The sequence below is a fragment of the Pelagibacterium mangrovi genome, assembly GCF_036662815.1.
GTDB lineage: Bacteria > Pseudomonadota > Alphaproteobacteria > Rhizobiales > Devosiaceae > Pelagibacterium > Pelagibacterium mangrovi.
Map to the genome: position 1 here is coordinate 61,823 of NZ_JBAFXA010000008.1, position 17,380 is coordinate 79,202.

The 17,380-nt window shown below is 63.1% G+C and carries 20 protein-coding genes; 9 read left to right on the forward strand and 11 right to left on the reverse strand.

All coding sequences use genetic code 11. The annotated features are described in order from the left end of the window. Both V4T21_RS14640 and V4T21_RS14645 read right to left on the reverse strand, forming a co-directional pair. Complete coding sequence (locus V4T21_RS14640) at nucleotides 1–399, reverse strand: hypothetical protein (RefSeq protein ID WP_332718111.1); 399 nt, start codon at nucleotides 397–399, stop codon at nucleotides 1–3. A gap of 59 nt (nucleotides 400–458) precedes the next feature. Further along, on the reverse strand, nucleotides 459–1,604 hold the full coding sequence (locus tag V4T21_RS14645) for a DNA recombination protein RmuC (RefSeq protein ID WP_332718113.1): 1,146 nt from the start codon (nucleotides 1,602–1,604) through the stop codon (nucleotides 459–461). 101 nt (nucleotides 1,605–1,705) lie between these two features. On the opposite strand from V4T21_RS14645, the gene def reads away from it, so the two are divergent. From def to truA, 3 genes are all read left to right on the forward strand, one after another. Then, the gene (gene def, locus V4T21_RS14650; protein ID WP_332718115.1) at nucleotides 1,706–2,221 is read left to right on the forward strand and encodes a peptide deformylase; all 516 of its coding nucleotides are present in this window, start codon (nucleotides 1,706–1,708) and stop codon (nucleotides 2,219–2,221) included. Nucleotides 2,222–2,356: 135 nt separating this feature from the next. Continuing rightward, nucleotides 2,357–3,280 carry a methionyl-tRNA formyltransferase gene (fmt, locus tag V4T21_RS14655; RefSeq protein ID WP_332718117.1) on the forward strand — a complete coding sequence of 308 codons (924 nt, stop codon included), beginning with the start codon at nucleotides 2,357–2,359 and terminating at the stop codon, nucleotides 3,278–3,280. After that, entirely contained in the window at nucleotides 3,281–4,021 is a 741-nt protein-coding gene (gene truA / locus V4T21_RS14660; RefSeq protein WP_332718119.1) for a tRNA pseudouridine(38-40) synthase TruA, read from the forward strand. On the opposite strand, the gene V4T21_RS14665 is transcribed toward truA, so the two are convergent. From V4T21_RS14665 to dapD, 4 genes are all read right to left on the reverse strand, one after another. Continuing rightward, nucleotides 4,012–4,614, reverse strand: a complete 603-nt coding sequence (locus V4T21_RS14665; RefSeq protein WP_332718121.1) for a hypothetical protein — start codon at nucleotides 4,612–4,614, stop codon at nucleotides 4,012–4,014. The two genes, truA and V4T21_RS14665, sit on opposite strands and share 10 nt — an antisense overlap. 3 nt (nucleotides 4,615–4,617) lie before the next feature. Continuing rightward, complete coding sequence (locus V4T21_RS14670; RefSeq protein ID WP_332718123.1) at nucleotides 4,618–5,187, reverse strand: hypothetical protein; 570 nt, start codon at nucleotides 5,185–5,187, stop codon at nucleotides 4,618–4,620. Between the two features lie 85 nt (nucleotides 5,188–5,272). Then, nucleotides 5,273–6,448 carry a succinyl-diaminopimelate desuccinylase gene (gene dapE / locus V4T21_RS14675; protein ID WP_332718125.1) on the reverse strand — a complete coding sequence of 392 codons (1,176 nt, stop codon included), beginning with the start codon at nucleotides 6,446–6,448 and terminating at the stop codon, nucleotides 5,273–5,275. A gap of 3 nt (nucleotides 6,449–6,451) precedes the next feature. Continuing rightward, nucleotides 6,452–7,297 (reverse strand): 2,3,4,5-tetrahydropyridine-2,6-dicarboxylate N-succinyltransferase, encoded by an 846-nt coding sequence (dapD, locus tag V4T21_RS14680; RefSeq protein WP_332718127.1) that lies wholly within the window; start codon nucleotides 7,295–7,297, stop codon nucleotides 6,452–6,454. A gap of 848 nt (nucleotides 7,298–8,145) precedes the next feature. Between dapD and V4T21_RS14685 the strand changes: the two genes are divergently transcribed. After that, nucleotides 8,146–8,991: an LOG family protein gene (locus tag V4T21_RS14685; protein ID WP_440589661.1), complete on the forward strand. Its 846-nt coding sequence runs from the start codon at nucleotides 8,146–8,148 to the stop codon at nucleotides 8,989–8,991. Between the two features lie 3 nt (nucleotides 8,992–8,994). On the opposite strand, the gene V4T21_RS14690 is transcribed toward V4T21_RS14685, so the two are convergent. The 4 genes from V4T21_RS14690 to argB form a co-directional block, all read right to left on the reverse strand. After that, on the reverse strand, nucleotides 8,995–10,209 hold the full coding sequence (locus tag V4T21_RS14690) for a hypothetical protein (RefSeq protein WP_332718129.1): 1,215 nt from the start codon (nucleotides 10,207–10,209) through the stop codon (nucleotides 8,995–8,997). 38 nt (nucleotides 10,210–10,247) lie between these two features. Then, nucleotides 10,248–11,507, reverse strand: coding sequence for an aq_1923 C-terminal domain (locus V4T21_RS14695; RefSeq protein ID WP_332718131.1), 1,260 nt, complete (start codon nucleotides 11,505–11,507; stop codon nucleotides 10,248–10,250). Between the two features lie 125 nt (nucleotides 11,508–11,632). Further along, nucleotides 11,633–12,337 (reverse strand): pyrimidine 5'-nucleotidase, encoded by a 705-nt coding sequence (locus tag V4T21_RS14700; protein ID WP_332718133.1) that lies wholly within the window; start codon nucleotides 12,335–12,337, stop codon nucleotides 11,633–11,635. Between the two features lie 51 nt (nucleotides 12,338–12,388). Next, nucleotides 12,389–13,279, reverse strand: coding sequence for an acetylglutamate kinase (gene argB, locus V4T21_RS14705; RefSeq protein WP_332718135.1), 891 nt, complete (start codon nucleotides 13,277–13,279; stop codon nucleotides 12,389–12,391). Nucleotides 13,280–13,406: 127 nt separating this feature from the next. Here argB and V4T21_RS14710 point away from each other — a divergent pair, with 127 nt between their 5' ends. From V4T21_RS14710 to msrB, 4 genes are all read left to right on the forward strand, one after another. Next, nucleotides 13,407–13,949, forward strand: coding sequence for a sigma-70 family RNA polymerase sigma factor (locus V4T21_RS14710; RefSeq protein WP_332718137.1), 543 nt, complete (start codon nucleotides 13,407–13,409; stop codon nucleotides 13,947–13,949). A gap of 9 nt (nucleotides 13,950–13,958) precedes the next feature. Further along, nucleotides 13,959–14,675: an anti-sigma factor gene (locus tag V4T21_RS14715; RefSeq protein WP_332718139.1), complete on the forward strand. Its 717-nt coding sequence runs from the start codon at nucleotides 13,959–13,961 to the stop codon at nucleotides 14,673–14,675. 99 nt (nucleotides 14,676–14,774) lie between these two features. After that, nucleotides 14,775–15,332, forward strand: a complete 558-nt coding sequence (locus V4T21_RS14720) for a fasciclin domain-containing protein (protein ID WP_332718141.1) — start codon at nucleotides 14,775–14,777, stop codon at nucleotides 15,330–15,332. Between the two features lie 161 nt (nucleotides 15,333–15,493). After that, a complete protein-coding gene (gene msrB / locus V4T21_RS14725; RefSeq protein ID WP_332718143.1) occupies nucleotides 15,494–15,976 on the forward strand; it encodes a peptide-methionine (R)-S-oxide reductase MsrB in 483 nt (160 codons plus the stop codon). A 146-nt stretch (nucleotides 15,977–16,122) separates the two neighbouring features. Here the strand turns inward: msrB and V4T21_RS14730 are convergent, their stop codons facing one another. Then, on the reverse strand, nucleotides 16,123–16,569 hold the full coding sequence (locus tag V4T21_RS14730; protein ID WP_332718145.1) for a DUF488 domain-containing protein: 447 nt from the start codon (nucleotides 16,567–16,569) through the stop codon (nucleotides 16,123–16,125). Nucleotides 16,570–16,636: 67 nt separating this feature from the next. On the opposite strand from V4T21_RS14730, the gene V4T21_RS14735 reads away from it, so the two are divergent. Beyond that, nucleotides 16,637–17,347 carry a glutamine amidotransferase-related protein gene (locus tag V4T21_RS14735; protein ID WP_332718148.1) on the forward strand — a complete coding sequence of 237 codons (711 nt, stop codon included), beginning with the start codon at nucleotides 16,637–16,639 and terminating at the stop codon, nucleotides 17,345–17,347. The last annotated feature ends 33 nt before the right edge of the window (nucleotides 17,348–17,380 follow it).

The following is a 17,380-nucleotide window of genomic DNA, read 5'->3' on the forward strand; positions in this document are numbered from 1 at the left end:
CTATTCCTCGATCCGGCCTTCGCTGTCCTCGCCGGTGATGCGCTCGATGGCGTCCTCGTCATCGGGGGATTGGGCCTCGATGTGATCGGCCGGGTCGAAACTGGTGGCCGCATCGTCGGGAGCCGAAAGCTCGGCGCCTTCGATGGCGGCAATGGCCGCCGCCACCTCGTCGCGAAGCGCATCGACGTCGCTGCCCACATCGGAGGCCTCGAGGCCCGCAAGGCTGTCGCGGATTTCCCGCAGACGGTCCAGTCTTTCCTCGGCCGGGCGGCTCTCGTCATAGAGATAGTCGTTGACCTCATCGAGGCTAATCGGCATCAGCGCGGCCAGCGGATTGGCATCGTCGCCCATGGCCTGATCGACGGGAATGACGCGGCCTTCGTGGGGATGTTCGGCCATGATGACTACTCCTTGGCAGGTGTTTGACTGCCAACGCGAGCGCCGGGCTTTGGTTGCCATCAATCGATGAGCGAGGGACGATCTTCCTCGAATTCGAGCGCCTCGATCTTTTCGCCGCGCCGCGTCACCTTGCCGGTCGAAATCAGGATCTGATCCACGTCGGCCTGCGTCTGGGTGAAATGGGTCTTGAGCTTGCCGACCCGGTCGTTGAGCCTGCCCACATCGTCGAGAAGCGCGATTACTTCCTTTTGGATAATATGGGCCTGCTCACGCATGCGGACGTCGCGAAGGAGGGCCTGGATGACCTGAATCGAGAGCATCAGCAGCGACGGGGAGACGATCACCACCCGCGCCCGGGCGGCACGCTGCACCACGTCCTCGAACCGCTCGTGCAGATCGGCGAAGATTGATTCCGAGGGCACGAACATGAAGGCGGTGTCCTGCGTCTCACCCGCGATCAGGTATTTTTCGGCGATGGCCTTGATATGGGTTGCACAGTCGCCACGGAAAGCGGTCATCGCCGCGCGCACGGTCTCGGGGGTTTCGGCCTCCGCGATGCGCTGCCAGCCTTCAAGGGGGAATTTGGCGTCGATCACCAGCGAGGGCGCGCCATTGGGCATGTGGACGAGGGCGTCGGGCCGTGAATTGTTCGAAAGCGTTGCCTGGAAGGCATATGCGCCCTGGGCGAGCCCATCGGCGATGATCGCCTCCATCCGCCCCTGGCCGAACGCTCCGCGCTGCTGCTTGTTGGCCAGGATCGATTGCAGCGAGACGATCTCGCCCGAAAGCTGGGTGATGTTGGTCTGCGCCCTGTCGATCACCGCCAGCCGTTCGTTCAATTTGGTCAGCGTTTCCTCGGTCTTGGTCCGGTTTTCGGTCATCGACTGGTTGACGCGATGGGAATTGGCGTCGATCCGCTCGGTGAGGACCCGCGCCAGATCCGAGGTGCGCGTGCCGAAAATCTCGCTCATGGTCTGCATGCGCCCGGTCATTTCCGACTGGATGCGCATCATGTCGGCCATGTGCCGTTCCATTTCGGCCGTCCGGGCCATTTCGGAGGTGGCCTGCTCCTCGCGTTGCCGGGCCGCGCGTGACTGGCTGATCAGCAGCACGACGAGCAACAACACCGCCAGCCCCAGCCCGCCGGCGAGCGCTTCGATGATGGTTATGGGCGTTCCGCCCAGCGTGAAGAGCACTGTTTCCATAATGTTCTTGTTATCTGATTCGCCCGCTCCCATATCCGCTTTGCTTGACCGCGCACGTCCCGGTGGATTAACCAGTGCGCTTCAACCAAACGAGACATCCGATGGCCGTACGCGAAATCCTCATCCTGCCCGATCCTCTGCTGCGCAAGGTGGCCGAGCCCGTCGAAGCGTTCGATGACGATCTGAGAAAGACCGTCGAGGATATGTTCGAAACCATGTACGAGGCGCCCGGCATCGGGCTCGCCGGTCCCCAGATCGGCTATATGAAGCGCGTCGCGGTGATCGACCTCGCCGACGAGGAAAATCCCGATTCCGGCAAGATCGCCATGGTCAATCCCGAAATCGTCGGTCTGAGCGAAGAGACGGCGGTTTCCGAGGAAGGGTGCCTGTCGATTCCCGAATTCTATTACGAGGTCGAGCGCCCCGCCGAGGTGACCGTCAAATACTGGACGCCCGAGGGCGAGGAAGTGACGCGCCACGCCACCGGACGGCTTGCCGTATGCATGCAGCACGAAATCGACCATCTCGATGGCGTGCTCTATATCGACTACCTCTCGCGGCTGAAACGCGACCGGGTGAACAAGAAATTCCAGAAAAGGGCGCGTCTGGCGTCCTAGAGCGTTTCCAGCAAAAGTGGATACCACTTTTGCGGTTCGGAAACGCGCCAAAACTAAAGACTTAGAGCAATTGAAGCGGTTCGTAGAAGCGCTGAAATACTCTAGGCCCTTCCGGCCGAAACAGGGGACAATCCAATGCGCGTCGTCTTCATGGGCACGCCCGATTTCGCGGTGCCCACGCTGACCGAGATCGTCATGCGCGGTCACGAGGTCATCGCCTGTTATACGCGCGCGCCCAAGCCGGCCGGGCGCGGGCAGGCCGAGCGCAAATCCCCGGTCCATCTGGCGGCCGAAGAGTTCGGCATCCCCGTCTTTACCCCGCGCAATTTCCGCGACCCCGCCGATGTCGCGACCTTCGCCGCGCTGGGCGCCGAGGTTGCGGTGGTCGTCGCCTATGGTCTTTTGCTGCCGCCTTCCCTCCTCGACGCGCCGGAAAAGGGCTGCCTCAATCTCCACGGCTCGCTCCTGCCGCGCTGGCGCGGCGCGGCGCCCATCCAGCGCGCGGTGATGGCCGGTGACGCCCGCACCGCTGCCTCCGTCATGAAGATGGAAGAAGGGCTCGATACCGGGCCGGTGGGGCTTGTCGAGGAAATCCCCATAGGCGCGGAGATGACCGCCGGCGAACTCCACGACGAAATGATGCGGCGCGGGGCCGATCTTATGGGCCGAGCCCTTGCGGCGCTCGATCGCGATGCGCTCGATTTTACGCCCCAGCCCCAAGAGGGCGTCACCTACGCCAAGAAGATCGAAAAAGCCGAGGCCCATATCGATTTTTCGCGCGCGGCGCACGAGGTTCACAACCACATAAGAGGTCTTTCGCCTTTTCCCGGCGCGTGGTTCGAAGTGGACCTCGCGGGCAAGCCGGTTCGCGTCAAGGCGCTGCGCTCGGCCCTGGCCCAAGGGGCGGGAGCGCCCGGTACGGTGCTTTCGGGATTGACCATCGCCTGCGGCAGTGGCGCGGTGCGGCTGACTCAGGTTCAGCGCGAGGGCAAGGGCGCCATGGATGCCGAAGCGTTTTTGCGTGGCGCTGGCGATCTCTCGGGCAAGACGGTGGGCTAGATGCCCCGCTACAAGCTCACCATAGAATATGACGGAACGCCCTTCGTCGGCTGGCAGCGGCAGGCCGACGCGCTTTCCGTCCAGGAGGTGATCGAAGAGGCCATAGCGAGGTTTTCGGGCGAGGCGGTTCGAACCCAGACCGCAGGGCGTACCGATGCAGGAGTGCATGCGCGCGGTCAGGTGGCCCATTTCGACCTCTCCCGCGAATGGGACCCTTTCCGCATCTCCGAAGCCCTCAATTACCATCTGCGTCCCAACCCGATAGCCATTCTAGCCTGTGAGGAAGTGGGCGGGGATTTCGAAGCGCGGTTCTCGGCGACGGCGCGCCATTACCAATATCGTATCCTCAACCGCCGGGCGCGGCCGGCGATCGAGGAACGCAAGGTCTGGCATGTGGCGGTGCCTCTAGATGCCGATGCCATGCACGAGGCCGCCAAGGTGCTGTTGGGGCGGCATGATTTCACGACCTTCCGCTCGGCCCAGTGCCAGGCCAATTCGCCGCTTCGTACGCTCGACAGGCTCGAGGTTTTCCGTGACGGTGACGCGGTGATCATCGAGACCTCGGCGCGGTCATTCCTCCATCATCAGGTGCGGTCGATGACCGGGTCGCTCAAGCTCGTGGGCGAGGGGAAGTGGTCGGCCGGCGATCTTCGGGCGGCGCTCGATGCCAAGGACCGGGCGCGGTGCGGCCCCATGGCTCCGGCCTCGGGGCTTTATCTGATAGGCGTCGATTATCCCTGAAACAGCCGGCTGATAATATAAAGGCCGGCAAGGATAGCGAAGAACTGGGCGGCAAGGACCAGCACGATTTCGGTCGCACGCAATCGGGCCACGATGCGTAGGATATTGACCTCAATTGCCACCAACGCCAGACCCAGCGCGGCCCAGAGCGTCAGGATGAACGAGACAAGCGTAGTGCCCGATGCGGGGCCCAGAACGAGCGCTCCGACGAAGGCGGTTCCGAAGGTGACCGGCACGATGGCGGCAAAGAGGATGGCGCTCGCCCAATTGCTGGCGACCATCGCAGGACGAAAAGCGTCGAGCGCGCCCAGCCGGGGGAGGATGACGCGGAGGGCCGAGTATCTGAGAACCGCGATGGCGCCGAGAACGAAGATCTGCGTTGCCGGCGATACCCCGGTGCTGCCGGCACCCAGCCCGATGAAACCCACGAGGACCACGGCGGCGAGAACCAGGGGGACGAAGCTGCCGGCCAGCCCGCGTTGGGAAAAATCGAAATATGCGCGTGCCTCATCGCGCCCCGTCAGCAGTCGCCAGGTTCCGCCCAGCGCCCAGCCGGCCTCCTGGAACAGGGACGATTGGCTGACCGCTGACACGCCTCAGAGCTCCGGGGTGGGCGCGGGGCCATAGAGCGCGCCCACGGCGAGTAGCGCGATCATCATGCCGATGGTCTGCACCACGATGAGCATGACGATCTGGCCTGCCTTCATGCCCACGACCAGCCGGGCATTGTTGATCCGCGCCAGAAAACCGATGACGACGGCCAGGATCAGGATCAATTCGGCGCTGAAGGTGATCAGCGCGACGACCGCCAGGATCACCGAGACGATGGCGTTGACCCAGTTTTCCACAGTGACGAAGGCGACGAATTTTTCGCTGAGCCCGGTCAGCCGCAACACGACCCAGGACGCGCTCATGATGCCCAGATAGAGCAGGGCATTCTGAACCAGCGCCGCGAAGGTCGAGACACCTGCTGTCGAAGGAGCGACGAGGGCGGAAAAGAGGAAGGTGACGACCAGCGAGGCCAGGAGCGCGATGAAACTCGAGGCGAGCCCGCGCAGGTCGGTGAAGAAATACCCCGGCGCGTCGCGCCGCCCGATGATCAGGCGCCAGCTTCCGACGACCGCCGAACGGGTTTCCTCGATGAGAGTGGGCTGAGGCTGGGACACGGATATCGATCCTAAAGGGCGTTGGTCAACATGTAGAGGGCGGAGGACGATCCGGCAAGCAATGGTCCGCGGTTCTATGCGGTCTTCATTGCCCGGCCTCGGCGGCGAGGAATTTCTCGACGTAATGAGCGTAGAATTTCGCCAGCCGCTCGACATCGGCCACCGGCACGCGTTCATCGACCTGATGCATGGTCGCGCCGATCAGACCGCATTCGACGACCGGGCAATATTGCGCGATGAAGCGGGCGTCCGAAGTGCCTCCGATGGTGGAAAGCTGAGGGCGGATGCCGTTATAGGCTTCCATGACGTCGCTGAGGTGGGCGACATGGCCTTCGGGCGGCGAGATGAAGCAGCGCGAAACCGGTCCGATCTGTTCGAACTCGATTGTCGTGCCGCGCGCATCGATTTTGCCCAGCCGGTCGTGGATCTCCGCCAGCAACGTCTCGCCCGTCCAGGTATCGTTGAACCGGACGTTGAAGCGCAGGCTCGCCTGTTCGGGGATGACATTGGCGGTGGGATTGCCGGCGTCGATCGAGGTGACTTCGAGATTGGTCGGCTGGAAGTGCGCGGTGCCCTCGTCGAGCGGGACATAGAGCGCCCGGGCGATTTCGGCGATGACCGGCATGGGGTTGTTGGCGCGCTGGGGATAGGCGACGTGCCCCTGCTTGCCGATCACCGTGATCTTGCCCGAGACTGACCCGCGCCGACCGATCTTGATCGAATCCCCGAAGGTTTCGAACGAGGACGGCTCGCCCACGACGGCGAAATCGAATTTCTCGCCTCGGGCGTCGGCCCATTCCATGATCTTTTTCGTGCCGTTGACGGCATCGGCTTCCTCGTCATTGGTGATGGCGAGAGAGATCGTGCCGTTCTCCAGCGCTCCCGAAGCGACGAGATCGGCCATCGCGCCGCAGAAGGCGGCGACGCCGCTCTTCATGTCGGTCGCCCCGCGCCCCCACATCACGCCATCGACGATTTCGCCCGAGAAGGGATCGTGCGTCCAGGCCGCGACGTCGCCGGGAGGCACCACGTCGGTGTGGCCGGCGAACAGAAGATGCGGGCCGCTGTTGGCCGTGCCCTTGCGCGTGGCATAGAGATTGTCGACCGGATAGGAGCCGTCGCCCTCGAACCTGAGCCGCGTGCAGGTGAACCCGAGCGGGGTGAGGAAGGCTTCGAGCACGTCCAGAACGCCCTCTTCGATCGGTGTGACCGAGGGGCGCCGTATGAGATCGGCAAGCAGGGCGACGGCGGGATGGGGCATGGTCTAGTCGCGCAGCAGGTCGTTGATCGAGGTCTTCGACCGGGTCTTTTCATCGACCCGCTTGACGATCACGGCGCAATAGAGGTTCGGGCCGGGCGTGCCGTCGGGCAGCGGCTTGCCGGGGAGGGAGCCCGAGACGACCACGGAATAGGGCGGGACCTTGCCGTAGAAGATTTCGCCCGTCGCCCGGTCGACGATCTTGGTCGACTGGCCGATGAAGACGCCCATCGAGATGACCGAACCCTCGCCGACCACGACGCCCTCGACGATTTCCGAACGCGCGCCGATGAAGCAATTGTCCTCGATGATCACTGGGCCGGCCTGCAGCGGCTCGAGCACGCCGCCGATGCCGACGCCGCCCGAAAGATGCACGTGCTTGCCGATCTGGGCGCACGAGCCGACGGTCACCCAGGTGTCGACCATGGTGCTTTCACCCACATGGGCGCCCAGATTGACGAAGGAGGGCATCACGATGGCGTTCTTGCCTATGAAGGCCGAATGCCGCACGATGGCGCCCGGAACGGCCCGGAAACCGGCATCGCGGAACTGGTTTTCGCCCCAGCCGGCGAATTTGGAAGGCACCTTGTCCCACCAGTGCGCCCCGCCCGGACCGCCGGGGATGGCTTCCATGTCGTTGAGGCGGAAGCTCAGGAGCACGGCTTTCTTGAGCCATTGGTTGACCATCCACTCACCGCCCGCGCCCTTTTCGGCAACCCGCGCCTCGCCCGAATCGAGAAGGGCGAGCGCCTTGTTGACGGCATCGCGAACTTCGCCTCCGGTCTGGTAGTTGACGGTATCGCGCGCCTCGAATGCGGCGTCGATGGTGGCGGCAAGCTCGCTCATGGACATGGGGAGGGGTGGCCTTCTGGTCTTTTGGGGAAAGAGAATTCGGCGCGGACCATAGCCCAAGCCCCTTGGGGACGGAACCCTCAATCGCCCCGTGCTGATCCCGCGATGTTCGGCTTTGGGGAGACGAGCCGACGCGCCGCACGCGGTGCCCGCTGCGGTTGTGAACGATTTATAGACGGCATGGGGCGATGAGCGCCTCGTGCTGTATTAGTTAGTATGAAGCGGTCATCGCCCCATGCATCCGGGATTTTGGGCCTGGTCGTCCTCTCATGCTGGGGCCAATCCCCGCTGGCTTTCGCCAGTACACCCTCGACCGTGCCGTGGGTCGGCGCTGGGAACGTTTCTGCCTCCGCTGACGCGACCGCCAACGGACCCGAACCGATCCCGCCCAAACGTTCGTTGCGCTTGCGTCCATGAGTGCGGGGTCGTCGGCTTACTATGGCGCGGGTTGTGGGGACGGGGATAAGTTTTGAAGAGGGGGTTTGGCGCAAGCTCAGCGCACCCCTCATCCGACCGCTTCGCGGCCACCTTCTCCCTCAAGGGGAGAAGGGGAGCTGGGGCCGGTGCTGCGGACGGTCTCGACGGTGGAGCGAGTGGCGAGGCTGAAGCTGGATTCCGGGAATGAATCCCGGAATGACAGGATGGAGAGAGGACGGCGCAGTGCGTCAAGCACACAGCGGTGAGGGCGGGGGATGCTTCTGGCGGCGGTGTGTGTCGGTGAGCTTGCCTTATGCGGGCGCCTGGCCGGGATAACAAAATGCGGCGGACCCCTTGGAAAAATCGCCATCCCCGCTTAACACCGGGGCCAGTAGATATCGGTACGATACCCGCCAAGCAAGGAGCCTCGCATGGGCCGCAAACGCCATTCCTCACTGCGCTCGTCAAAAGAGGATATGGAGGTCGTTCGTCATTCGCCGCAAACGCCGCAGACTCAGTCTGCTGCCTATCGGCTGGCGTTTGCCGATGAGGAGTTCCTGACCAGCGAGGATTTGCGCGGCGTTCGGTTTCAGCTTGAATATCTCAAGGTCGAAACGCGGTTGCGCGAAGCGGGGATCAATTCGACAGTGGTGCTGTTCGGCGGCGCGCGCATTCCCGAGCCGGGCAAGCCGGCCTGGGCGGCCAAGACCGATATCGCCCGTGAAAACCTCGAAAAGAATTCGGTCTACTACGACGAGGCGCGGCGGTTCGCGCGGCTGGCCTCGCTCACCTCCAAGGCCATGGGATTTTCCGAGTATGTCGTGGCGACCGGGGGCGGGCCGGGCGTGATGGAGGCGGGCAATCGCGGGGCGGCCGATGTGGGCGCGCCCACCATCGGCTACAATATCGTGTTGCCGCACGAGCAGGCGCCCAACAGCTATGTGACGCCGCAGTTCTCGTTCAATTTCCATTATTTCGCGACGCGCAAGATCCACTTCCTGATGCGCGCCAAGGTGGTCGCCATCTTCCCCGGCGGCTTCGGCACCATGGACGAATTCTTCGAGGCGCTGACCCTCATCCAGACCGGACGCATGGAGCGCATTCCCCTGCTGCTGTTCGGCAAGGCGTTCTGGAACCGGGTCATCAATCTCGAGGCGCTCGCCGAGGAAGGGACGATTTCGCCCGACGATTTCAAGCTGTTCTCATTCGTCGATACCGCCGACGAAGCCTGGGAAATCGTTCGCAAGACCTACGATCTTCCCGAGATCGAACTCTAGGTCCTATGTGGGCGATGCGATAGTGATCGCCGCGCGCAGGTTTCCGCTCAGCAACCGCATGGGGCTGCCCGAGAGCTTGTCGAGGAGCTTTTCGATATCCACGGGCCGGTCCACGGCGAAGGTGATTTCCAGACCCTCGTCTCCGGCAACGAAGCGATCGACCGCGGCGGTTTCGTCCGCCCGGCGCTCGGCATCGGGCGCGGTGGCCGCAAGACCCAAAAGGGCGGCTTCGAGCATCGAGTGGTCATCGCCGGCGAGTTCGAAGATGCCGGGATCGATTTGGATCGCGGCCGACCGCACCGTCGAGCCGGTGAAATAGGACGACGGCATGAAATGGCCCTCGATCCCCGCAAAGTCCAGAAAGGCCTCGAACGGCAGGACATAATCGTGGGCCGCCATTCTGACGATTCCATGGTCGCCGAAATCGAGCTCAAGGACCGCATCGCCGCTGCCATCGGCATCCCAGGCCTGGCTGGCAATTGCGTTGCGGAGTGCCCGGACCGCGTTGGTCATCGATTGGGGCTGGGATGAGAGCGCGGTGGTCTGGGACGACTGGTCGATGACGATTCCCGTGACTGTGATTTCGTCGTTCAGCGTCTCTTGGTCGGCTTCGATCATCGTCTCCTGGACGAGGCTGTCGAACGTCATGAGGGTGTCGCCGTCAAATTCCAGCGTCAGGTTCTCGATTTCGAGCGTGCTGGGATACGCGCCGGGTGCCAGCGGTTTCTGGCCCACATGATGCAGGGCGAAATCGAGCATCGGGCTGGCCGAGAGCAGGCCATTGGTGCCATCGGCCGGACGTCCCAGATGTGCGGGGGCGAGCGAAATACGCTCGATCTCCACGCCCAGGCCAAGATTGAGGACCGAAATGTCGCTGGCCGAGACGCGTCGGGCACTGTAACCGTCCTCGGCCTCGCTCAACCCCTCGGCAATGACGCCCCCGGCCACATCGGCGCACAGAGTGTGCGGACAGATGTCAAAGCCATGCAGACTGGCCGCGAAATCGGTAAGATAGGGAGCAAGCGGTTCGAACAGAACCAATTCGGAAACGATGGCGTTCTCGCCGTCGAGGCGAATCTTGGGACGGCTTTCGGCTTCTAGGCCAAGCGTCAGCGCATCGGCGATCACCAGGTCGATGAAGTCCTGCGGATCGAGAGCCTGGACCGGCGTGCCGATCAAAACGCCTGCCGCTGCCATGATGGTCGTGCGCAAAACCATTGGGAGAGAGCGCGGCCTGTCGGCCGCGCCCGATCGCCTTACTGCGCCGCCTCGGCCTCGTCATTGGCCGAAATCAGCACGTTGAGCATTTCAACGAGGATGAACGGATCGGCCTCGATCTCGTCGGCACGCTCTTCAAAAGCGCTGAAGAGGACGGGCTGGTCGGGGTCGACCGAGATGGTGAAGTTCTGCGGGTCGGCGATGAAGGTGTTGACCGCCTGGGTCACCATGGTCTTGAACTCTTCGTTCTCGACCTCGGCCAGCGCCATGGGCACCATGAACTGCAGGCCGGCCTTGAAGGTTTCGCCATCCACGCCCTGTTCGGCGCCCACGAAATCGAGAACCTTGTTGAACAGAGAAGCGTCCTCATAGCGCAGAGAACCGTCGACGATGGCGATATCGGCCATATAGGCCATCATCGCGTCGTCGAACTGGGCCATGTGCTCGTCGCTCAACTCCTCGCCGGCTTCGGCAAGCTCGACCATCTTGAGGTTGATCTTGACGAGTTCGTCATAGAGCTCGGTGGTGTAACCTTCGAGCGACATGGCCATGCGCAGGGTCGCCAGGTCGTCGACGGTGAAGGCCATATCCTCAAGGGTCAGAACGCCGGTCTCGGGCCACCAGGTGCCCACCCCGTTCATCGAGGCGTTGATCTGCTGGAGCCCGAAGGCTTCGATGACCGGCTGGGCTTCGGGATCGTCGATGGAGCTCAGATCGGCCGTGATACCGTCCACAGTATAGCCGGTGCGGTAGCCGCCCTCGGCATCGGGGTCTTCCACCCACACTTCCATGTTGGCAACGGCGAAAAGCTCGGCGCCGTCGACATCGCTCACGGTCAGCGGGCCGGCGGAAAAGCGGTCATAAAGCTCGAAGCCGATTTCGAGCATGTCGTCCTGGTTGACCTCGGCCGGCAGGACGATCCCTTCGGCCGCGATGTTGGCAAGGCTGAGCGAGATGCCCTCTTCCTCGTCGGTGTATTCGATATCGGCGATGGTGGCGCGCTCGGCGGTGAACCCGCCATCTTCGGTTTCAACCACGCCTTCGAAAATCACGTCGCCGGGCACTTCGGTGGGGTCTTCGCCCGGAACGGTGAAGGTGAAATCGGAAACCGTGATCGTATCGCCCTCGGCGGTCGCCAAGCCGTAGCTGAACGCAAGACCCATGAGCCTGCTCGTCTCCACGAGCCGGTCGGCGAATGCGGTGGCGTCCTGCGCCAAGGCGCTGTGGGTTCCCAAGGCAAGAAGAGCCGCGGCGGCAAGTGCTGTACGCGAGACGGTATTGAGCATGATGGTCCCCATGGGTTCGGCCCTTCCGGCCAGTCGATGACGTCAAAAGCGGTTATAGCATCGCCGCGTTGGGCGGCCAGCGCAAAGGGTAATGCGCGAGCATGACTTTTCGATCACGCCAATCGGGCGAAAAAGCGTCAGCGGCAGCGCTTGAGGAAGGCCGCGAGGTCGTCGGTGACGTGGTGAACATGCTCATGGGCGTCGTCGCGGCCCAACTCCCAGGGGGCGCATTGCTCATGGGCAAACCCCGCCCCGGCCACCACCTGAACCGTCGCCATGCCGATGGTGTGGGGGACGCGCAAATTCTTTTCGAGGTCGTCGAACATGATGGCGTGAGCCGCTTCCACCCGGTGGGCGGCAAGGAAATCGCTATAGGCGATCTCGAGCGGCTTGGGCTGGTATCGGGCGGCCTTGATGTCGAAGATGGCTTCGAACAGATCGCTTGCGCCCAGCCGGGCGAGCACCGCTTCGGCGTGCCCCGCGCTGCCATTGGTGAAGATGAACTTGCGCCCCGGCAGTGCCGCGATCGCCGCGACCAGGTCGGGATGGGCCACGACGGGGGAATAGTCGATGGCGTGGACGGTGGCCAGATAATGCTCGGGATCGATGGAAAAGGTCTTCATCAACCCGTTGAGCGTGGTGCCGTGGTCGCGGTAATAGGCCCGCTGCATGTCCCGTGCCGCATCGCGGTCGAGCCTTGCGACCTCCATCACATATTGGGTGATGAGGGTATCGATCTGCGCGAACAGATTGCATTCGCGCGGATAGAGGGTGTTGTCGAGGTCGAACACCCAATCGGTGATATGATCGAAGGCGGGCACGGGCGGGGTCATCTGGTTCATGACCCCATTATGCCGCAAATCGATGAATTGGAAATGACTTGCTTGCGAGCGTCACCGCACCATCAGCGTGCCCGCGCCGTGTTCGGTGAAAAGTTCGAGCAGTACCGAGTGGGCGGTTTTGCCGTTGACGATCACCACGCCCTCCACGCCCCGGTCGAGCGCTTCGATGCAGGTTTCGACCTTGGGGATCATGCCCCCCGAGATGGTGCCGTCGGCGATGAGTTGTTGGGCCTCGCGTACCGAAAGCTCGGGGATCAATTCGCCGTTTTTGTCGAGGACGCCCGGAACGTCGGTTAAAAACAGCAGGCGCTTGGCGAACACCGCGCCGGCGATGGCGCCCGCGAAAGTATCGGCGTTGATGTTGTAGGTGTTGCCGTCCCGGCCCGGAGCGACCGGGGCGATCACCGGGATCATCTCCGAACGGGCCAGAAGGTCGAGCAGCGTGCGGTCGATCTCGACGGGCTCGCCCACATATCCCAGGTCGAGGACGCGCTCGATATTGGAGGTGGGGTCGATGTATTTCTTGTTCGCCTTTTCGGCGAACACCATGTTGCCGTCCTTGCCGCACAAGCCGATGGCCCATTCGCCCTCGGCATTGATCATGGCAACGATCTCTTTATTGATCGAGCCGGCCAGGACCATTTCCACGATCTCGACGGTGCGCTTGTCGGTGACGCGCAGCCCGCCTTCGAACTTGGATTCGATGCCGAGCTTCTTGAGCATGTCGCCGATCTGCGGGCCGCCGCCATGGACGACGATGGGGTTGACCCCCGACTGCTTCAAAAGCGCCACGTCGCGGGCGAAAGCCTTGCCCAGCGCAGCGTCGCCCATGGCGTGTCCACCATATTTGATCACGACGGTCTTGTTCTCGTAGCGCTGCATGAAGGGCAGGGCCTTGGAGAGCACTTCGGCGTCGTAGGCGTTCTCAAGTCCGTCGGCCATGGGGCTGGGAAACTCCTCTCTTGATAAATGCTCTCTACCTCAATCGCGCCGTCGGTGAACAGCCCTTGATCTAAAACCACCAGCTTTCGTACAGTGGCGCGATTGACCGCGCACCCGGGGAGGGTCCATGAGCGAGCCAGAAGACGTGTCCGGGCTCCTCGCCCGCGTCGCCTTGCGCGACCGCGACGCCTTCCGCACGCTCTACGCGCGCACGAGCGGGAAACTTTTCGGCGTCACCTTGCGTATCTTGGGCACCAGAAGCGAAGCCGAGGACGCATTGCAGGACGTGTTCGTCAAGGTCTGGCAGCGCGCGGCGGCCTTTCGTCCCGAAACGGCAAGCCCCATGACCTGGCTGATAACCATAGCGCGCAACACCGCGATCGACGCGGTTCGCGCGCGCCGGCCCGGCCACAAGGAGCTCGACGAGGCGTTCGAGCTCCCCGATACCGCCATGACGCCCGAGCAATCGGCCATCAACACCGACGATGGCAACCGGATCGAGGACTGCATGCGCCAGCTCAAGCCCGAGCGTGCCGATGCGGTGCGCCGGGCCTATGTGGAGGGGGAAAGCTATGGGGAACTGGCCGAGCGGCTCGGTGTGCCGCTCAATACCGTCCGCACCTGGTTGCGCCGGTCGCTGCTGGCCCTGCGCGATTGTCTCAGAGCATGAGAAGACGAGATGAGTGATTTTGGTGACAGCGAGCTCGACCGGGACGAGCGGCGTCGTGTGGCGGCCGCTGAATATGCGCTGGGCGTGACCGATGGCGAGGCGCGTGCCGCCATGGAACGGGCCATGGACGCCTCGCCCGCGCTGGCGGCCGAAGTGGCCTATTGGGAACGACGCCTTGCCGCGTTCAACGAGGACTATTTGCCGGCCACGCCTTCGGCCGAGCTGCTCGGGCACATCGAGGCGCGGCTTTTTGCCGAGGGCGATGCGAGGAAACCCTGGTACGATTCGCTTTTGGTCTGGCGCGCGCTGGCCGGAACGGCGGCTGCCATTGCCGTACTGGCGGTCGGGCTCAACCTTCTTGCGCCCGGCGTGCAGCAGCCGTCCGAAACGAATCAGCTCGTTGCGGCGCTGCAGCCCGTCGATAGCGACATCAGCTTTCTTGCCCGCTATGACCCGGCCTCCCAAACCTTGCGTGTGAGCGGAACCGGTGCACCGGCCGGAAGCGGCAATGACTATGAGCTTTGGTTCATCGAGGGCGAGGAAGCGCCGATTTCCATGGGCGTCGTCGCGATGGGAGAGGCGCAAGGGGTGGTCGTGGACGAGGCGCTGCGTGACCGGTTGGCCCAGGATATCACCCTGGCCGTGACCCGCGAAATCGCGGGCGGCTCGCCCACTGGCACGCCGCAGGGGCCCATCGTTGCTGCAGGTCCGTTGGCCGCCATCTGATTTTTTTAAAGGGCAGGTGAAACTTCTCTCGCGGCGGCGCCGTAACTGTCTTCCGAGCTTCCCCGAGCGGGGAAGTCAGAACCAATGGAGACGAACATCATGGCTAACCGTGCACTTGCCCTTTCCGCCCTTCTCGCCGCTTCGGCGCTGTCGGGCGCCGCTCTGGCGCAGGACAATCCCATGGTCGGCGGCGCGCCCATGTCGCCCGAGATGAACATCATCGAAAATGCCGTCAATTCGGCGGACCACACGACCCTTGTTGCCGCGGTCGAAGCCGCGGGACTTGTCGAGACGCTGTCGGGCGAGGGGCCGTTCACTGTCTTTGCGCCCACCAATGCCGCGTTCGACGCGCTGCCCGAGGGGACAGTGGAAACCCTGCTGATGCCCGAGAACAAGGAGCAGCTCGCCCAGATCCTGACCTGTCACGTGGTCGGCACCGAAGCGATGTCGGACGCCATCATGGGGATGGTCGACGATGACGGCGGCTCGCACCCGGTCGAAACCCTGGGCGGTTGCATGCTCGACATCACCTATGAGGGCGACCAGATCACGATCACCGATGAGAACGGGACGATGGCCAATGTGACCATTGCCGACGTCAAGCAGTCCAATGGCGTGATCCACGTGATCGATGCCGTGCTGCTGCCGGCGATGTAAGCGGCCAAAAGGCACCGCGGTTCGGGGCACGGGGCACCCCCGGTCCCGAACCGCAACGCGCCCGGCCCGCCCTCCGTCGGCCGGGCGCACCTTATTGACAGGGGCTTGATTGGACCAATCGGCCCGATGGTGGAATAATGGGGCCTATAGGAGTTTTGCGAATGCTTGATCGTCGCCAATTTCTTCTCGCCGGCTCGGCGTTGGCCGGCACCGCCATTTTGGGTTTCGGACCGGCTCAACCGGCCGACCTTGGCGAATTTCCCTTTAAATTGACCGATGACGAATGGCGCGAGCGGCTTTCCGACGAGGCCTATTACGTCCTGCGCGAGCACGGCACCGAATATGCGTTCTCGTCCCCGCTCGATAAATTCTACGAGGCGGGCACCTATCACTGTGCCGGGTGCGACGAGCCGCTTTATTCGTCCGAGGTCAAATATGACAGCCACACGGGATGGCCGAGCTTTTGGGAAGCCATGCCCGACGCGGTCGGCACTTCGACCGATACCACGCTGATGATGACGCGCACCGAATGCCATTGCGCCAATTGCGGCGGGCATCTGGGCCATATCTTCGACGATGGTCCCGAACCCACCGGCAAGCGTCATTGCATCAATGGCGTGGCGCTGGCCTTCGTCGCCGCCTGACCGGCCCCAGGCCGGATCGACACTAAGTGGCCTTGGCTCATGCTTCTGCTGGACCCTGGGAATAAATCCCGGGGTGACAGGAGGTGGGTGTGGGCAAAGCGGCTGCAAGGCCATTTGCGTCATGTTCGACTGAATGTCGATCGGTCCTAGAGGTGCCGGGCAACGAGCTTTTCGCCCCAGCGTCCGTTGAGATATTCGATGACGAGGCTGCGGTGGCAGTGATGGGGCTCGTGCTCCGAGCAGAGCAGGCACGCGCCCTCGAGCTGGTCCGGGGCCAGGGCGTTTTCGATCTTTCGTTCTGCCATCAATCCCATGAACTGGTCGCGATAGAGCGGCCAATCGTCGTCCTTCTTGCGGAAACCGGCCATGATGGGCTCGGTTGGCGCCAGAAGGGGCTCGTACCGATAGCCGATGCCGTCGATGGCCTTGAGGAAATAGGCCAGATCGTCCGATTTGGCGAAACCGGCGAGCTGGGAGGTGTTGTGAAGGCGCACGTCGATGACGTTTTTGACCCCCGCGCCGGCCAGGCGCTCGAAGAACGAGCGGGCGCTCGATTTGGTAAATCCGATAGTTGCCACTTCAATTGCTGACATATCGCACCGCCTTGACGTTCCCCGTGCACTGGGATTGGATCGGGTTCCTTCCCGCGACGGTCCTACAATGAAGCTTACGATTATCGAAACCGGCCATGTGCCGGAACCGCTGCGCAGTCGGTTCAAATCCTATCCCGACATGTTCAACGCAATGTTCGCGCGCCACGGCGCCGGCATCAAGCCCGATTCCCTGCCCCTGCCCCTGCTCGCCGGCGCGCCGCTGCCCGATCCAACGGGACTGGAGGCCGTTCTGATCACCGGTTCGCCGGCCGGTGTCTATGACGATTTGCCCTGGATGGAACCGCTGCGCGCCTTCATCCGCCGCGCTCATGAGGCGCGGACCAGGATGATCGGCATCTGCTTCGGGCACCAGATCATCGCGGATGCGCTGGGCGGTGATGTGCGCAAATCGGAAAAGGGGTGGGGGCTGGGGCGGCACACCTATGAGGTGATCGCCGCGCGTCCGCATTTCATGCCCGATGCGACCAGCCTTTCGATCGCCTGTTCGCATCAGGATCAGGTGGTTGAACCACCTCAGGGCGCGCGGGTGGTATTGCGTTCCGCGTTCGCACCCAATGCGGGTCTGCTCTATGACACCGGGACGATCCTGACGTTCCAGCCGCATCCCGAATTCGAGGACGATTATGCGAGCGCTCTGATCGAGCTGCGGCGCGGCAAGGCGCCCGCCGATACGATCGAGGCGGCGCATGCCTCGATGAAAACCGCCTCCGACAGTGCTATCCTTGCGCGGGCGATTAGGCAGTTTTTGACCGCTTAGAGCGTTTCCAGCAAAAGTGGATACCACTTTTGC